Here is a 17,597-nt window from a genome sequence, read left to right as displayed (position 1 = left end):
TTTATTCGTCAGCTGTATCACCAAAAAATACTTCACTGGTCACGGATCTCGAGACACACTTTGCCGTTTCGAATATTGATACATATTCTATTTGAAAAATATTATCGAAGACAGCTACGCGTTCTCTTACCGACCATCTCCACTAATGCTCACTCATGAGCGCTGTATCAGTTCGATTGCGTAGCCGTCTGGATCCGTGACAAACGCGATGGTTGACCCAATCTTCTCAAGCAACGTTGGAGGTTTGAGAACTTCGGCCCCTCGTTCGCTAGCGAGGTGATCAACTGTCTCTTCGACACTGTCGACTCCAACTGCGAGATGGTCGACCCCGTCGCGTTCGACGGTAACATCGTGGTTGGGATCGTACTTGAATTGGATCTCCGTCCCGCCTTCACCTGCTACGAAGTAGTTTCTGACGTCGTCTGTTGTGAACTCACGGGAGAATTCGAGACCGATACCATCACAGTAGAATGTCTTTGTCGTTTCGAGGTCAGATACCCAAATCGCTGTACGGAGTACGTCCATAGCGGCTCGTTATTTCTAAGAGATAATATAACTACTCAACTCTCTGTGTCCCTCCACAGTGTCTGGGTCAGGTTACCTGAATGCATTTATTACCTGTGTATCCGGACCGTATTCCGAGAGATGCCCACAGCAGTCATCTATCACGATACTCCAATTGCAAGTACCGTCCATGATTCAGCCAACGACTTAACTGTGGTCGCAGCTGAATCAGAATCAGCAGTTCGAAACCACCTTGACGATGCAGATATCTTGATCACGAATCCAAGCGGCTGGTCAGACGGCTTCGTCGAGTATCTATCGATAGGGAATTGGGTACAAGCAACGAGCATCGGATACGATAAGTTCCCAGTCGATGAACTCACCGATCGCGGTGTAGCGTTCACCAACGCCGCAACCCTACATGACTCAGTCATGAGCGAGCACACATTCGCATTGATGTTCGCTCTCTCGCGGAAACTCGGTGTAACCTTCGACCAACAGCGTCAACGAGAGTGGGATCGAACTGTGGGCGCAGATACGTGGCATTGGGAGGGCAAGCAAATGACTGTTTTCGGCCTTGGTAATATCGGAGAGTCTGTCGCTCGACGAGCACAGGCGTTCGGGTTCGAAGTGTTCGGTGTCAAACAGACGCCATCGATATATTCGGGAACTCTTACCAGCGACCACGTCGTTTCCACTGAATGTATCTCTGACCTTCTCCCAGATACGGACATACTCATTCTAACGGTTCCACTCACTGATGAAACTCACCACGCTATCGACGCGGAGGTTTTCACCGCATTACCAGATTCAGCAGTCGTTATTAACGTAGCGCGGGGATCAGTCGTTGATCAGGACGCGCTGGTTACAGCTTTAGCGGATGGGAAGATCAGTGGTGCTGGTCTAGATGTATTCGAGGACGAGCCTCTCGCGCCGGACTCGAAGCTCTGGGACCGTGAGGATACCGTTGTTACACCGCACATAGGTGGACGTTCTCAGGACTTTCCCACTCGGTTCGCTCGGTTGTTCTTCGATAACTATGATCGGTGGCTGTCCAAGAAACCGTTAGCGAATCGCATTGATTGATGTCTTCTTTCCTGCATCAACGATTTACACAAATTCTCCACATTGGTCGATCACTCGGTCTGAATAAATCGAGTGTACCGAATGAATTGGCTTCACGAGATCCACAGAATGCTGAGTAAGGATATTAGAAGAATATCATTTCGACTGTATCACACGTCTGAGGAGGGGTTGGTCCCTCGGGCGAGGGCCTCTTCAGTTTGGTCGTCGAAAACATGCAACTCTGAATAGTCAAAGGAAAACGATATCGCATTTCCTTCATCCAACGCATTGTTAGCGGGGACTGTAGCCCGTATTTCTCCAGACGGACGGTCGATAGTCGCCAATACTCGGTCGCCGATACGCTCAACCAACGAGAGATCGCCTGTGTGATCATCCTCTTCTGTATCCGCGTAAACATCGATAATCTCTGTTCGGAATCCGATGATGGGTTCGTCATATTGTGAGATATCGCTGGCAGCGTTCACAGAGAAGTCAAACTGCATCGGTGTACTGGCAACGTGAGTCGTCATTCGATGAGACGGTTGATATCGTCGTCTAGCTGCCAGTATAGTTCTTCAGCTTCAGCCTCATCCTCTGACGAAAGTGAGCGTATTGGTTCTCGGACCTCTCCTCCGTGGAGTCCAGCGAGTTCAAGCCCTTTCTTGACTGCGGGAACACTGATAGCCCCGTCAATTGTATTGTCCTGACCGGTTTGATCACGGAAATTCTGATAGGGTAAACAGATATCCCTCAGCTCCCGAGCACGCTTCCAGTCCTCGGCCACGAGTGCATCGTATAATTCAAGTCCGACTTCGGGACGGAAGTTGCTAACGCCTGCAGAGAAACCTTCAACACCTTCTCCCCAGAAGCTGATTGCATACGGCTCTGCGAGTCCATCGACCCAGACGACGTCATTGGAACCTGCGGTGACAGCGGATCCAAGTTTGACCGGATCTTTTATTGCGTATTTGATTCCCACTACATTTTCGATATAAGTAAGATCGGACAAAAAGTCGACAGACGGATCGAACGCACGGATGTATGGTACGAACGGCGAGTCAGTAACAGATGCCAGACCATCGAAGTAGTCCAACAGTCCCTGTTCGTGAATATACGTGTGATCCGGAGGCATGATCATATGCGCATCGACCCCAAGACGGTCGTAGTCACGAATCAGTTCTTGAGCATCCTTTGTACAACCGCCGACACCGGCAAGTATGCACACATCGGACGGAAGCGCGCTCACACTTGCTTTTGTTACCGCAACGCGTTCGCTCGTTGTGAGTGAGTGATATTCACTGATATTGGCAGCGGCAAGAAACGAGCGTATACCGCTATCGTACAGTGACTGTGCGTTTTCCTCAATCTTCCAATACTCAATTGCACCACTTTCGTTGAACGGTGTAAGAAGTCCAGCTGCGACCCCCCGTAGACGTTCTTTGACTACATCTACTGACAACTGCATCAAGAGAGAAATCAATGTAGTAGTTTATAAACCCATCGTCCAGAACCATTCTCCATAGATCTTCAATCGGATCGTGTCGTTACTGATAGCTATCTCCTACACGAATTCAGGGACTATAATCGTCTGCCGAAGACCGCTTGCAGCCACCAAAAGAGACGTCGAATTCGAGATCGATTGCCGAACTTCGTCGCCGGCTCCCGATTGCAATTGCCCTCTTCAAGGACAAGTTGGTCGCTAGTTTGCTTTAGCCCACAGTACGCTCCTAGATGGTTCCTTCTTTCGCGTGGTATGAACGGCCGCAGCAGCCTCAAGTGTATCTTCAGTGTTTGTTGTTGTGGATATTAGACTCCGACAAGCTGAAGAAATCTAATGTTTTGATTGAAATAGTTGGGCGAAGCAATTCTCCAGAGGAGAACGGAATCGCAGAGCGTAGCAAACTTGACGAGTAGCCTCCGGGATCGAGTCGATTGTCAGAAATGACAGAGGGAATACATCCAGTTACAGTGGAGATGTGTGGCCGTCAGGAGTACCGAGAGTTGACTTCGATGACGTTGGCTGCCTGAGCGATCAGTTCGTAAAGTTCAGTCTTCATTCGTTCATCGGTCATCCGTTTCGACGGGCCCGAAATGCTCAGTGCACCCATCACATCGGTGTCTGGCCCAGAAACGGCCACACCAATACAACGGACGCCACGAATGTTCTCTTCATCGTCAATCGCATATCCTCGTTGATGCGTCTTTTTGATATTTTCTTGGAGGCGTTTGGAGTCAGTGATTGTTTGAGAAGTCTTTTTAGAAAGTTCGTGGCGCTTGATGACCTGTCTGCTCCGTTCAGCCGGGAATTCAGCTAGAATAGCCTTTCCGAGCGATGTCGAGTGTATTGGCATTCGACTGCCAATACGCGATGCAGTCTCTACAGCGACTTCGCCACGAGCCTTCGAGAGATAAACAATACGTCCCTCTTCTTCGACTCCAAAATGGACGACTTCACCTGTCTCCTCTGCGAGATGCATCACCTCTTCCTTGACGATTTTGTGATCAACAATTTCAGACTTCACTTCCTCTGAGATTTCGAGGAACCGAAGACTCAAGCTGTACGTATGGCCGTTCTTAACGACGTATCCCTCATCACATAACGTCATCAGGTGCCCGTGCACGGCACTCTTTGCGAAATCGAGTTCGTTCGATATCTCCGTGACTCCTGCACCGCCTGAGTTCCGAAGACACTCGATAATACGACATGTGTTCTGGACCGCTTCGATCTTTCGTGAACTGCCTGTTTTCATGCTAGTGACATACTCTGACGGAGTATAAAGTTTGTTCTCGAGAGGAGAACGATATAAACAGTTACACTTGCCATCTTCATTCTTTTCCACGAATTACTGAAGGTCCGACAGAGACTATTCCTCGAATATCGACTTGAGACTCACGATTAGCACCGGAGCTTTTCCGACGACTATTAGATCCCAATCATTAGTATTTGAAATCACATGATGAGAGTAATCCGTTGTTGTGTTTCTCAGCGCTACGATTGATCCATCAAATTAACACGGTAATCTGTGCGCTCAGAGTGCCCGCCATTACAGACGTAGTGTTGTAATCTCTATCATACCTACGACACAGATTAATCTGTTCTTCAGACGAGAACAGTCGACACAGTGTTGCTCATTCGTGTGAATAGAATTAATGGAGGTTATTCTCTGTGTACGGTTCAATTGTAGAAACCATCGATGAGTCTGAGGATTTGTTTGACATCGACTGCGTATAAGTAATCCAACATTACCACTCGCACTACATCATACTAGTGACTTATAGATCTATCATCATAAACGACATCCACACATCACATATTTAATTTTATAGTCAAGAATATAGGTATTATCTCTTACCCCGAGTGATTATGAATAAGTGAGATTGATCTCGACAACCCGGACTGCCCGACGGATCAATTCAGGCAATTCTTCACGATACCAATCGCCCTGAAGACGTTTCGCAGGTCCTGAGACACTCAAGGCACCCCACACATTTTCCCCATCTGTAATCGGTGCAGCAACACACCGTAATCCTTCGATACGTTCCTCATCATCGAACGCATATCCTTGTTCACGGATGATTTTAAGCTCCGAAAACAGTTCTTCACGCGTTGTGTGAGTGTTCTCCGTGCGCTGCGGAAGACCATGTGTTTCCAACAATGCTTCAACTTCCTCCTTCGGGTAGTGTGAGAGTATCGCCTTGCCGAGTGCTGTACTGTGTGGTAACACCCTAGTTCCGGTCTGAGAATCAGTCGTGACCGCTTGTTCTCCTCGTGCTTGGTACAGATAGACGACTTTCCCGTACTCCTCTGTCGCTACACACGCTGACTCTCCGGTTTCCTCGACGAGCCAATTAATCTCCGGTTTTGCGATTTCGAACAGGGCTGAACGCCTACGTGCTTTTCCACCGAGAGTCAGAAATCGGTATCCGAGCACATACTGATCGTCTTTTTTGACAACATACTCGTTCATTTCTAGTGTCCGGAGATGATTGTGGACAGTACTTTTCGCCTTGTTAATTTGACTTGCGAGCTCCGTTACCCCAGCACCGTTGTTCTCAGCTATGTATTCGATGATAGAGAACACAGTTTCAGTTGACTTGATTGGCTTCTTTACGTCATCGGGCACTGGTATTATCTGCATGTGTGGTTTTCCCATATTAATGTTCTCGTAGACATAATACTAAAACGTATCCCTCTATTCGACAATGGTGAATTGACGAACGATGACCAGCACGGTATGTTTGGAAGCCGGCTGAATCCTCCGATATTCATTTCCACGTCGAAATGTTCGTCATTCATGTTCTTACTCCTCGATATATCATATACTTATTCTATTGCGTCTCCTCGTAATCCAACTTTTACAATCTATGCATAACAATGATTAATGCAGTATGTATCGTATATTATCCGAACCTAACTTACCAAAAAACTCTTATTGGTTGCCATCAACTGACAGAATAGAACAGTGGGATACGGTCATATACATAACACAAATTTGTACATTGAGTGCGAAAGTGATCGTGAACCACTTCAAAATCATGGCATACGATGAAATCACAAGACGACGCTTCGTACAGACTATGGCTGGAGCGGGGATTATTAGCATCGCTGGCTGCACTGACCAGCTAGAGGGCCAACTGGGAGAGGAACAGCAGTTTCCGAGCCAGAAGATCGAGATGGTCTGTCCGTGGGCAGCAGGCGGTGGTACAGACCGAACCAGTCGGAAGATCGCTGAATTGGCTGGCAACCATCTCGATAAATCATTCTATGTGACGAACAAGACAGGGGGCACTGGAAGCGTTGGTTTCAACAGTGTGGCAGACGCTGATCCAAACGGGTACACTGTCGGTATTACGACGGTTGAACTCTGCATTATCTCGCACCTCGGCGTCTCGGATATAACACCAAAGGCGCTAAAGCCCGTGATGCAGTACAATTTCGACCCAGCGTCGATCACCGTTCGTGAGGACGCGCCATACGGAACGATACAAGAGTTCGTCACGCACGCGAAGGATAATCCCGGAACAATCAAGGTATCGAATTCGGGAACCGGCTCCATCTGGCACCTCTCAGCAGCTGGATTTGCTCAGGAGGCCAATATCGACATTAAGCACATCGGGTATGACGGCGGTTCACCGGCAACGAAAGCAGTCATCAACGGCGAGGTTCAGGCCACGGCAGCGAGTCCGGCTGAAGTGGCCCCTCAAGTCAAAGACGGCCCACTAAAAGTGTTGTCTATCATGGGAAGAGAGCGAATCGATCTGTTCCCGGAAGTACCGACGCTCAAAGAATCTGGGTTTGACTTTACATTGGGGGCGTGGCGCGGGCTCTCGGTTCCGTCTGAGACATCGGATGATCGAACCTCGACACTTCATGACACTTATAAGTCTGTTTATGATTCAGATGCATTCAAATCCTTCATGACGAAGAACGGGTTCGGACAGGTTTACCGCGGCCCAGATGAGTACGGCACGTTCCTGTCCTCCGAGTATGACCGGTTCAAAAAGATAATCGAGCAGCTCGACATCTCGAAGTAGCTACGATGACTGCCAAACTCACGCGAACGGATGAGATAGCAGCTGTGCTTCTCATCCTGTTTTCTCTTGGCGTCTATCTGGCAAGTAAGCCGTTCCCGTCTGGACCGACGAACGCGCCTGGTGCAGGATTCTTCCCACAACTCATCGCCGCAGGTATTTCGATCCTCGCTGTCATTCAATTCGTGAAAAGCGTTCTAGATGATGCAAACACATCCTATAGCGTGACGCTGACGGGGATCAGCAGGGTGGTGATCCCCATTATGCTTTCTGCGGCGTTCGTGCTCACAATGCCGCTCTTTGGATTCCTCGTCGGCTCAATGGTCTTTCTGATTGCGTTGATGCGGTACTCAGGTGCTCAATCGTATCTCACCATCGTTCCCGTCTCTATTGCAGTGAGTCTCGTCCTCCACTATATTTTTGTGGAGTTCCTTCATGTACCGCTTCCTGAAAGCGGCATTCTTCCTGTCTCACGCCTGCTACCGTCGCTTGCACTAGTTGTTGGGGGAATATCATGAGTATCATCGGAAATATAGTGCAGGGGGCGACTCTCGTTTTTCAGCCATTCGCACTCACACTCATCTCTGTTGGAGTGATCGTTGGTATCACGATGGGATCGCTACCGGGAATGACCGCCACGATGACTGTCGCGGTGCTGGTCTCGTTCACGTTTGGGATGCAACCTGTTGAAGGAATGATGCTCCTACTCGGCATCTACGGCGGTGCGCTTTACGCTGGTTCCATACCAGCTATTCTCATCCGTACACCAGGAACTCCGAGTGCAGCCGCAACGGTGTTCGATGGATTTCCCCTCTCTGAGCGCGGTCAGGCGGGACGAGCGATCTCCATCGCGACTGTCGCCTCATTCGTTGGTGGTGCCGTCAGTGTCGTCTTTCTCGCTCTGTTTTCGCCTCAGATTGCGGCTATTGCGCTGGAGTTCGGTTCTTCGGAGTACTTTGCGCTCGCATTTTTCGGACTCACCATCATCGCTAGTGTCAGCGGCGACTCCCTGATTAAAGGATTCATCTCCGGCCTTCTGGGAATGCTGTTAGCGACTGTCGGACTTGACCCGATGCTCGGCTTCCCTCGATTCTCGTTCGGTGTCGAGATGCTCACGTCAGGAATCGAGTTCATTGCAGTGATGATCGGCCTGTTTGGTATTGCCGAAGGTCTCAATCGTTATCAGAACGGTCTCGATGAGACGAGCATTGAACAAAACGTGAGTGGTGTCATTCCCAGCGTACGTGATATCCGTAATATCAGTGGTGTTGCCGTCGGTTCGAGCGTCGTCGGCTCTTTCATTGGGGCCATACCAGGTGCCGGCGGTGACATCGCCTCCTTCGTGACGTACAACGAGGCCAAGCGCTGGGTGGAGGAGAAAGGTCCGTCATTCGGTGACGGAAACGTTCACGGCGTTGCGGCAGCCGAGTCGGGGAACAACGCGAGCACAGGGGGTGCACTCATCCCAACGCTCACGTTAGGTATCCCTGGTGATTCAGTGACCGCCATTCTCATTGGTGCGCTTATGGTTCATGGTATTCGTCCAGGTCCAGGGCTGTTCCAGGACGAACCGGCTTTGGTCTACGCCATCTTCGTTGGATTCTTCGTTGTTTACATATTCATCCTCGTATTCGGTCTCGTCGGGGCTCAGTACTGGGCGCGGCTCATCGACTTCCCGTCCCGATATCTGTGGCCGGTTATCTTTCTCCTCTGTGTGATCGGTGCATATGCTCTCCGAGGAAACGTGTTCGATGTTTGGGTCATGCTCGGTGCAGGCGTTCTCGGCTACGCGATGCGCGCCGACAACTACCCACTCGCACCGATGGTACTTGGTCTCATCCTTGGCCCTATTGCCGAATCGAACCTTCGGCGCGCGTTGGCTATTTCGGATGGATCTGTCGTTGCAGTCTTCACGAAGCCGTTCACCCTCTTCATCCTGTTACTGGCTCTGATATCACTCCTCTTGCCAGTTGTACGGAACAACGCTGATCATATCCGATCGCTCCTTCGTCCCGACGACTGAGAGCGAGATCTGATTATCTTTCCTTGTTAAACAGCTGAACACCGATCGGATCAACTGAATGGCGCACAACTGCCATTATTGTTCAGAAAAGATTGAATTCGTCTATGATCGTACTTGTTGCGTAGGACCAGATATACCATATGAGATTCATATGATTGCTATCTAATCTAGGTCTGTTGCCAACATTGCGGTGTAAACGAATTAGCAACAGTATCGTAGGGATATCCAAATTTCCCAATAATATCAAGATTTATTTAACATTTGAATACTTTTATATGGGAAATAAACTATATTCATAGCCTATCGATTATAATGACAATTAGACAATGATATTCTTAATCTTATAGATTGGTAGTAAATGTATCAGGAAGTACTGTTCAATGTGTGAATATTATTGTGCGATTAATGGATGTTAGTTGTTGTCTGGCGACCATGTACCTAACTTGATGAGGGAACCGTTATTCGATACTGCAATTTCTGTTCCACTATCACCGCTGTTCGTGACTACGATAGCTGCAAAGAGGCAGCCATCTTCTGTTACGACAGTACAATCATTGGGCTAATAACCACTACATTAGATTCTATCATGGAACTAATCCCCCTGGAGCCTTGTGTCCGTGAGATATATCGCACTCTTTGTTCAGTAATTCTTTCACACAATTCGGGCCAAGATACAAACATTACAGTCGTACGGGTGTAATATGATAATGCAGCCAGCCTTGCGAAATTGAGGTGATTGAAAAGAAGGCCAGCAGCGTTACTATTCATATTCAGTACGAAGCTTTTAGCACTATCAACTTCATCTGAAATTGACGGTTACTGGATTATTGCTGTAGATATCAATAGAATAAAATATCACTGTGTGTTAATCGTATTTGCACTGATTGTGCGGTGATGGTCCGGATAGGAATAGATTCACTTGACTGTACTTTCACATCGTTTCTATATGTGGATGGTTTTGTATTATTTGTCCGCTATTTCATACAGTAACTACTTATCTCACACCTTCTACTCGTGAAATAGTGATTCTGGCCAATAGGTTTCGATACGCGATACTGACGCATATTCAGCTAAGCTTTCTATACAGGGAGAAATACAGAATATCGCTATACAAATGATGAGAGTATCTGAGATATGATTACTAATCTCGTCAAACTGAAATACCTTAGAGAATAGCTGGATACTATCTTTGGAAAAGCAGATACTATTGTGTACATTTATACAGTTCTCGTATCGGTGATATTCAGTTCAATAACGGTAGCTACGATGGTGCGTGTTACAGCAAGTCCTCTCAGAATCGCCGGCGTCCGAAACGACTCGTCGGATCGGAGACGCTTGAATTGAGTGAAGAAGTCGTTTCTGCCAGTGGGGTGTTCTCCATCATCGCTGAGAGACTATACAAATATGGTTATCTGCGCGCGCAAAGAAAGATGCCCTTACACTCTCAAACGAGGTATCGTGGCGGCAGATGTACGATTCCGTATTGACTGCATCTCTCTATGGCACGGTGTGAACAGGCATCTCTGTTGTGCTTTTCGGCCAGAAAATTCGCTAATTCTCACGTTTCCTCGGACAGCGCAATACCGTATCCTTAGCAGTGTCGTAGTGTCGCCATGCGCCCTGCATGATAACCGGAAACCCCGCCTAAAATAGTGAATGTTATTCACTATGGCTGTGGTATTGGACGATATTCACCAACGCAAATCTACCGATGGAACTATCATCTACGACGGAGCGAATATAGCCATGGATGAAAACAGCGATAAATCTTCGGTATTCACGGAAGAACTACGCTCTATTATCAAAAATTCACTGCCAATCCTTCGGTACGCTTTCGCTGTTGAGCTTGGCCTTCTCACGCTGTCCCTGATAGTCCTGCTGCTGCTGGACGGAGAGACCGCATCCTACTACGTCGTCCAACTCAATATCGCTATTCTACTGATAGTACTGTTTCCGACTGCCGTAGTGCTCTACGTCTTCGATGCACCTGACGAGAACCAAAGAGATATGGTATCTTAGCAGAATTCATCGTGTATGAGCCAGTTACCAGCGATTGGGCTTGGAACGTGGCAGAACACTGACCCAGAAGACTGTGTGAACAGTGTCAAAGCTGCACTCGAAATGGGATATCGACATATTGACACTGCACAGTTCTACGGCAATGAGACGGTGGTCGGAGAGGGCATCGCCGCGGCTGACGTTCAACGAGACGAAGTATTCGTGGCAACAAAGGTCCACGCAGAGAAATTCGGGCTTGCTCATGAGGAGGTCATCGAGGGTCTGGAGGTCAGCCTCGACCGACTTGGCCTCGATTATCTCGATATGCTCTACGTGCACTGGCCCGTCGGTAATTACGATCCCACCGAGACGATACCTGCGTTCGACGAGCTCGTCGATAGCGATCTAATCAACCACGTTGGTCTCAGTAACTTTTCTGTCGAGTTGCTTGATGAAGCCCGCGACGAATTAGAGTCAGATCTGTTCGCCCATCAGGTCGAAATGCATCCCCTGCTTCAGCAAGACGAACTGCTTGCCGACGCACAAGCGCACGACCAGTATCTTGTAGCCTACTCGCCGCTCGCACGAGGGAACGTTTTCGATGTGCCTGAAATTCAGGACATCTCAGAGAAACACGGTATCAGCGAGGCCCAAGTCAGCCTTGCTTGGCTTCTCTCGAAGGACAACGTCCGCGTCATCCCTAAAGCATCGAGTGATGACCATATCCGCGACAACTTCCACGCAACGGACGTGAATCTTGATACCGAAGATGTTGAACGAATTAACAACATAAACCGAACAGAGCGGTTTGTCGAACGTGAAGGCGCACCGTGGCTACAATGATTGCCACGGCCTGATGTAGTACTGCTCTGTTCGCTCGAACTCACTTCATAATACTCTTTGATTGTCAGAATCGAGTAATATGGCAATTATTTCCCCTTGGGAGTGTTATATATAGAGTACTTACAATCCAAGCGTATGGATTCGCACAGCAGTACTCTTGAGATTAGACGCCGAGAGATGATGCGACTCGTCGGTGGTGGTCTGGTTGCCGGTGGGATGGCTAGTTTGGCTGGTTGTAGTAGTGATTCCGGAGGATCGTCGTCGTCACCGTTCCGTATACCGAACACACAGGATTACAACACGATTCAGGGAAACTTGGCTGCGGGATCAGACTATGATCCGTGGATTATCCCGAGTCTGATCTACGAGTCGTATCTGAACTACAACATCGAAACTGACGAGATTATTTACAACCTCATCGACGAACCCTCTGTCGATGGATCCACGCTGACGTTCAGCATCAAAGATGGACGGAAATGGCACAACGGAGATCCGGTGACAGCAGAAGATGTCGTGACACAGTTTAAGATTGCGATGCTTGCCGGTGGTGATCCGCAACTGACCCAAAACAATCCAGAATCACTCTTCGAGAAGATTAACCAAACTGACAAGCACACTGTCGAAGTCAAATTGAGCGGCGAGTTTAACAAGCAGCTTGCCATAATGCAGATATTCTACGCCGGTGCAACCGGTACTGCTTCTCTTTGGACGCCGACGAGCGTCTACGGAAAGTTCGTTACGGACTGGGACAACGCAGCAACCGATTCCGAGCGGAAATCGGTGACGTCTGAATTGCTCGATTTCACTGTTGAATACCAAGACGTGGTTGGGAATGGTCTCTGGCAAATCGAGAAGACATCGGGGACTGAGTTCACATTCTCACTCTTTGAGGATCACCCCGACTCCGATAACGTCAATTTCGACAAAATCGTGATGCCGCGGATGAACGAGAATGACCTCGTCCCAGCGGCAAGAAGTAACAATGTGACCGGATTCCAACACAATAATCCAACAGCCTCTGCAGTCGAATCACCACCCTCCGGTTGGAAGGCGCTCGAAGTAACTGGAGACGACTCGGGCGGCCCCGCACTCATCTGCAATCACCAGCACGATATTTATGGGAAACGCGAGGTCAAACAGGCGTTCGCTCACATCGTCAACGGTCAGGGTGTCGTCGAAACACTCGGAGAACATATCGCCACGCCTGTCCCCTCGACGTACACATTCGCCGAAAGTCTGATGGATCGGTACATGGGTGAACCCATCAAAGGTAATCTCAACGTGTACGACTCCTCAGAAGAGGCAACGTCGTTGCTCAAGTCCGCCGGTTTTAGTCAGAACGGCAACACGTGGCACCGGCCTGATGGTAAACCGTTCTCACCGACGATCTCGGTGTTTGATTCACCTCCGTTTACGCCAGTCGCTAAGACGATTGCGGGTCAACTGAGTAATTTCGGCATCAAGACTGACGTACAAGTTGTCGAGCCTGGGAACTTTTTCGCTCAGTTCCCCGAGGGCTCCTACGATCTCGTTGTCGAGTGGTGGGATGCGGGTGGGGCAAATCCCTACTTTGGAATGGATCGAAATTTCGTCGGATTCACTGGAGGATCAATGCAGTATCCCGACGAAGTCTCAGTTCCTCCGGTCGGTAACATGGATGGGAAAGAAGAGACAGTGAACATCCAAGACATGCTCGATTCAATCCTCACTGCATCCACTGAGCCGGAAATGATTCAGAATGTCCGAAAGCTCGCCTGGGTGACGAACGTCACGCTGCCGGAGATTCCGACCGTCATGACGGGAGCGGTTTACTTCTACAACACGGACGGCTGGAACTGGCCAAAGCGTGACGCGAGTGTATTTGGCTACGATGATATCCCGGCTTGGCTTATGGAGCAAGGTGAACTTTCACAAGCCAACTGAGTAGTATACTCACTCAGTTTCGATTTTTTCCACTCAGTGCGATGGTCAATATCACCTGCATAGATTCAATTGAAGTGTAGTGTTTGCCACCGAACTGACCGTAGCGGCTTTCGAATCCGTGTTTCGGCGGTAGTGTAAATCATCAATCGTACAATGAATACAGTATCGGTACCCCGAGAAGGCCAGCTATTGTTCTACCGCAGATTACCAAGACGTTATTCCCGTCTCACGGAGTGGACGATCGAGGGGGATATCGATCGTCCCTCCAGTGTAATGTGAGAGGTAAAACCCGACGATGATCTCCAGCGATCGGATCGCCTCTTGACCCGTCGAGTAATTCTCTGACTCGCCGTTGAGTAGATCCTGAACGTGGTGTGCAGCGTTCATGAACGAGCCCTTGTAATCGTCTTCCCACGTCCAGGCACCGTCGATGCCTGGGAGCGGTTTCTCGACGTGTTCGCCGTCTTCAAAGTCCCAGTAACGCCATTCGCCGTCGTCATTGTTGAGATAGAGTTTTCCTTCTGTTCCGATGAAACTCAACGTCATCGATGAAACGTCCCGAGGGATCGTACAATCGACGGTAACGAACGTATCGTCGTCCATTATAACGTGGCCCCCCCCACCAGCGTCATCGACGGAGCGATCGGCGTCGAGGGTATCAGCCGCTTCGTTCTCTCCGTTGACATATCCGCATACGCGGTCAGCACGAGCGTCGAGGAGATACACCAATGTGTCAAGCACGTGCGTCGAGTTCCGGAGCAGTTCCATCCGGTACTGCGTACTAACCGATTTTACCTCGCCGAGAAGGTTCTCCGTACGGATGAGATCGCAGAGCCGCTGCAGCTTGTTAGTGAATCGGAACGAATGGTTGATGACCAGTTCGGTGTTTGTCTCATCGCACACCTCGACCATCCGCTCCGCCGCAGCGACCTCCGACGCGATCGGCTTCTCACACCAGATCACGTCTGGATCTGCAGCGGATCTCGCCGCATCTATCGTGTGCTCAGCGTGAAGGAACGACGGAGTACAGATCGACACAATGTCGAGATCCTCTGATTCGAGCATCCGCTCGTGACCCACGTACTGGCGACTCGACGGGATATCCCACGCCTCACCGAATGTAGCGAGGGTCTCTTCGTCAACGTCGGCGACCGCGATGAGTTCAATCTCATCTGCGCTCGCGTAGCCGCCTGCGTGGCTCGCGTCGATTTTTTCCTTACCGATAGCGTCCTCGTCGTGCATGCCGAGGATCCCCATTCCAGCGATGCCTCCAGACCCGATGATACCTGCTTTGTATGTCATTCTGTGCTCATGTGTATAGTTGAGGTCGGTACTAGGCGGCGTGACATCATTTCCCTGTATGTTCATGACTGCCGCAGATGGGCTGACAGCTACGCTTTTTGCGTAAGCAAACCCACATGTCTCTTTCACAGGCCCCCTTTATAAAACTTGATCTATTTGGATAGGCGCTCGTTGTCTGTTTTTAATACCTGCTCATCGATTAAGCGTTTAGCGCCGTGTAACGACGATCGGTGGTTGTATTTCCAATACATTTTTACTATCTGCCCTCGCTGATGAATCCATGAGGCGATTTAGCAAGCGGATACTACAGACTGTCTTTACAATATGGGCAGTTATCACACTAACCTTCGCACTGATCAGGCAGATTCCGGGCGGACCGGAGGCGTACCTTCGGGCGCAGTACGCACAGACGGGACGGGATCCGGGGAACATCGGCGAACTAGCCAAACAGTATTTCAACACGGATTTCGATAAGCCGCTGTGGCAACAGTACATCGATTACCTCGTCAATCTCTCACAGGGAGATATGGGAACATCGCTGTTCCTTCGCGAACCGATCGGAGACTTACTCCTCAATGCCTTACCGTGGACGTTGCTAGTCATGTCGATAGCCATTTTCATTTCCTACGCTATCGGTATTTTCCTCGGCGCGGTCATGGCCTACCGCGAGCGATCTACGTTCGATTCAGTTGGGACTACGCTATCAATAACACTCAACTCTATCCCGTACTACGTCGTCGCGCTCATATTCCTTTACGTTCTGGGGTACCAGTACAGTCTGTTTCCAACTCGGGGAACACACAGCATTGATCCAGGGCTCGATCCAATGTTCGTTGTGAACGTGCTCTGGTACGCCACACTTCCAGCGATCTCGTTCATCTTGACTGCCGCCGGTGGCGTTGCAGTCCGAATGCGCGGTAACAGTATTAGTATTCTCGGCGAAGATTACCTTCGGGTTGCTCGACTCCGTGGTCTCTCAAGCAACCGCATTTCGTCGCGGTACGTCGTCTGGAATTCAGTGCTACCGATGTACACGAACCTGATGATCTCCATCGGATTCATGTTCGGGGGGGCTGTGATCCTTGAGCGAATCTTCCTCTATGAAGGCGTCGGGTACTACATGTACCAGGGAATTGTTTCACGGGATTACCCTCTAATGATGGGCGCCTTCGTAATCATCACGGTCGCAGTCACGCTGGCGATTCTTATTGCTGATCTGACGTACGGCTGGATCGACCCACGCGCGAAGACAACAGATGAGGCCCACGCCTCATTCTCCTTGCGTGAGTCGATGAGTAAGCTCGCCCGGTGGACTCGAGGGGTTTTCAAATCGACCGACAGCTCCGAGTCGACAATCAGCCATTCTGATATGGAAGCAGATGCTGAATCGGTGTTCTCAGTGGAAACGTCGGGTGAGACGACAGAGTACAATTGGGTCGACAGCCTCCGTATTGAGGGACGCGCCATGGCCAGTACACTTTGGAGTGACTGGCGAGCCCGCGTCGGAATCGTGATTGTAGCAGTGTACCTGCTATTTGGGACAGTTGGCATCTGGCTGGTTCCCGAACCGAGCGTCGGACAGGGACCACGAAGGCTCCCCCCGTTCGAGAACTTGAACCACATCCTTGGAACTAACCCACAGGGCCAAGACCTTCTCGGGCTACTTGTGTATTCTATTCCGCCGATGTTCAAGATGATTTTCGCCGGTACGATGTTCGCGACAATGCTGGCCACCGTCATCGGTACGCTTTCGGGGTACATCGGTGGAACCATCGACCGAGGACTCATGACACTGTCCGACATTATGATCGCGCTGCCCGGATTGCCGCTTCTCATCGTGCTTGCTGCGGTTTTCGAACCCGAGAGCCCCTACGTGATCGGTCTCATTTTGTCGGTTAACATCTGGGCAGGTCTCGCACGAACCATCCGGTCAGAGGTACTCTCGCTGAGAGATATTGAATATGTAGAGTCCAGTCGCGTAATGGGATTCTCGCTGTCATCAATCATCGGGCGAGACATCCTGCCGAATCTGATGTCCTACATCACGGTCAACATCGCGTACAACGCCCGCTCGATTATCTTCAGTTCGGTGGCGTTGTACTTCCTTGGCGTTCTGCCGTACTCGAACTACAACTGGGGTGTCATTATGGACAACGCCTACCAAGGAGGCACAATGTACACATCGTCACTCTACTACTGGCTTCTAGAGCCAATGATCGTGATTGTGATCCTTACCATTGGGATGATTCTCCTCGCGCAAGGATTGGATCGGATCTTCAACCCACGGATCCGTGCGCGTCACAAAGATCACGAGGAAAACGAACCAAACGAGTCCGAAGAATCTGCTCCTGGGGCGCCGGTGAACTAATTGTCGGCGTCGTTGGATCAGATAGCGTGACAGCCGTTC

Annotated in this window: 14 protein-coding genes; 8 read left to right on the top strand and 6 right to left on the bottom strand. The window is 49.8% G+C overall.

The genetic code is table 11. The features are described 5' to 3' along the window. Positions 1-153: 153 nt before the first annotated feature. A complete protein-coding gene (locus MW898_RS19200; protein WP_248909920.1) occupies positions 154-525 on the bottom strand; it encodes a VOC family protein in 372 nt (123 codons plus the stop codon). A 120-nt stretch (positions 526-645) separates the two neighbouring features. On the opposite strand from MW898_RS19200, the gene MW898_RS19195 reads away from it, so the two are divergent. Beyond that, on the top strand, positions 646-1,590 hold the full coding sequence (locus MW898_RS19195) for a D-2-hydroxyacid dehydrogenase (protein ID WP_248909919.1): 945 nt from the start codon (positions 646-648) through the stop codon (positions 1,588-1,590). Positions 1,591-1,739: 149 nt separating this feature from the next. Here the strand turns inward: MW898_RS19195 and MW898_RS19190 are convergent, their stop codons facing one another. The 4 genes from MW898_RS19190 to MW898_RS19175 all read right to left on the bottom strand — a co-directional run bounded on the left by MW898_RS19190 (position 1,740) and on the right by MW898_RS19175 (position 5,693). After that, positions 1,740-2,099, bottom strand: a complete 360-nt coding sequence (locus MW898_RS19190; protein ID WP_248909918.1) for a P-loop NTPase family protein — start codon at positions 2,097-2,099, stop codon at positions 1,740-1,742. Next, positions 2,096-3,034: a dihydrodipicolinate synthase family protein gene (locus tag MW898_RS19185; protein ID WP_248909917.1), complete on the bottom strand. Its 939-nt coding sequence runs from the start codon at positions 3,032-3,034 to the stop codon at positions 2,096-2,098. Before MW898_RS19185 ends, MW898_RS19190 begins: the two co-directional genes overlap by 4 nt. A gap of 520 nt (positions 3,035-3,554) precedes the next feature. Next, positions 3,555-4,319 (bottom strand): IclR family transcriptional regulator, encoded by a 765-nt coding sequence (locus MW898_RS19180; protein WP_248909916.1) that lies wholly within the window; start codon positions 4,317-4,319, stop codon positions 3,555-3,557. A 612-nt stretch (positions 4,320-4,931) separates the two neighbouring features. Further along, a complete protein-coding gene (locus MW898_RS19175) occupies positions 4,932-5,693 on the bottom strand; it encodes an IclR family transcriptional regulator (protein ID WP_373689891.1) in 762 nt (253 codons plus the stop codon). Positions 5,694-6,147: 454 nt separating this feature from the next. Between MW898_RS19175 and MW898_RS19170 the strand changes: the two genes are divergently transcribed. The 6 genes from MW898_RS19170 (at position 6,148) to MW898_RS19145 (ending at position 13,888) form a co-directional block, all read left to right on the top strand. Continuing rightward, positions 6,148-7,104 (top strand): Bug family tripartite tricarboxylate transporter substrate binding protein, encoded by a 957-nt coding sequence (locus tag MW898_RS19170; RefSeq protein ID WP_248909914.1) that lies wholly within the window; start codon positions 6,148-6,150, stop codon positions 7,102-7,104. Positions 7,105-7,109: 5 nt separating this feature from the next. Next, complete coding sequence (locus MW898_RS19165; protein ID WP_248909913.1) at positions 7,110-7,619, top strand: tripartite tricarboxylate transporter TctB family protein; 510 nt, start codon at positions 7,110-7,112, stop codon at positions 7,617-7,619. After that, positions 7,616-9,124: a tripartite tricarboxylate transporter permease gene (locus MW898_RS19160; RefSeq protein WP_248909912.1), complete on the top strand. Its 1,509-nt coding sequence runs from the start codon at positions 7,616-7,618 to the stop codon at positions 9,122-9,124. The genes MW898_RS19165 and MW898_RS19160 overlap by 4 nt, the downstream gene beginning before the upstream one ends. Positions 9,125-10,870: 1,746 nt before the next feature. Then, positions 10,871-11,143 carry a hypothetical protein gene (locus MW898_RS19155; protein WP_248909911.1) on the top strand — a complete coding sequence of 91 codons (273 nt, stop codon included), beginning with the start codon at positions 10,871-10,873 and terminating at the stop codon, positions 11,141-11,143. Between the two features lie 15 nt (positions 11,144-11,158). Next, positions 11,159-11,965, top strand: a complete 807-nt coding sequence (locus MW898_RS19150) for an aldo/keto reductase (RefSeq protein WP_248909910.1) — start codon at positions 11,159-11,161, stop codon at positions 11,963-11,965. Between the two features lie 135 nt (positions 11,966-12,100). Then, on the top strand, positions 12,101-13,888 hold the full coding sequence (locus MW898_RS19145; RefSeq protein WP_248909909.1) for an ABC transporter substrate-binding protein: 1,788 nt from the start codon (positions 12,101-12,103) through the stop codon (positions 13,886-13,888). A gap of 204 nt (positions 13,889-14,092) precedes the next feature. On the opposite strand, the gene MW898_RS19140 is transcribed toward MW898_RS19145, so the two are convergent. After that, entirely contained in the window at positions 14,093-15,190 is a 1,098-nt protein-coding gene (locus tag MW898_RS19140; protein WP_248909908.1) for a Gfo/Idh/MocA family protein, read from the bottom strand. 280 nt (positions 15,191-15,470) lie between these two features. On the opposite strand from MW898_RS19140, the gene MW898_RS19135 reads away from it, so the two are divergent. Then, positions 15,471-17,558, top strand: coding sequence for an ABC transporter permease subunit (locus MW898_RS19135; RefSeq protein ID WP_248909907.1), 2,088 nt, complete (start codon positions 15,471-15,473; stop codon positions 17,556-17,558). Positions 17,559-17,597: the final 39 nt, after the last annotated feature.

It is taken from the genome of Halocatena marina, from assembly GCF_023276375.1.
GTDB classification, from domain to species: Archaea; Halobacteriota; Halobacteria; order Halobacteriales; family Haloarculaceae; genus Halocatena; species Halocatena marina.
The sequence above is the reverse complement of the archived record's forward strand: the minus strand, read 5'-3'. Positions and strand labels throughout refer to the sequence as shown.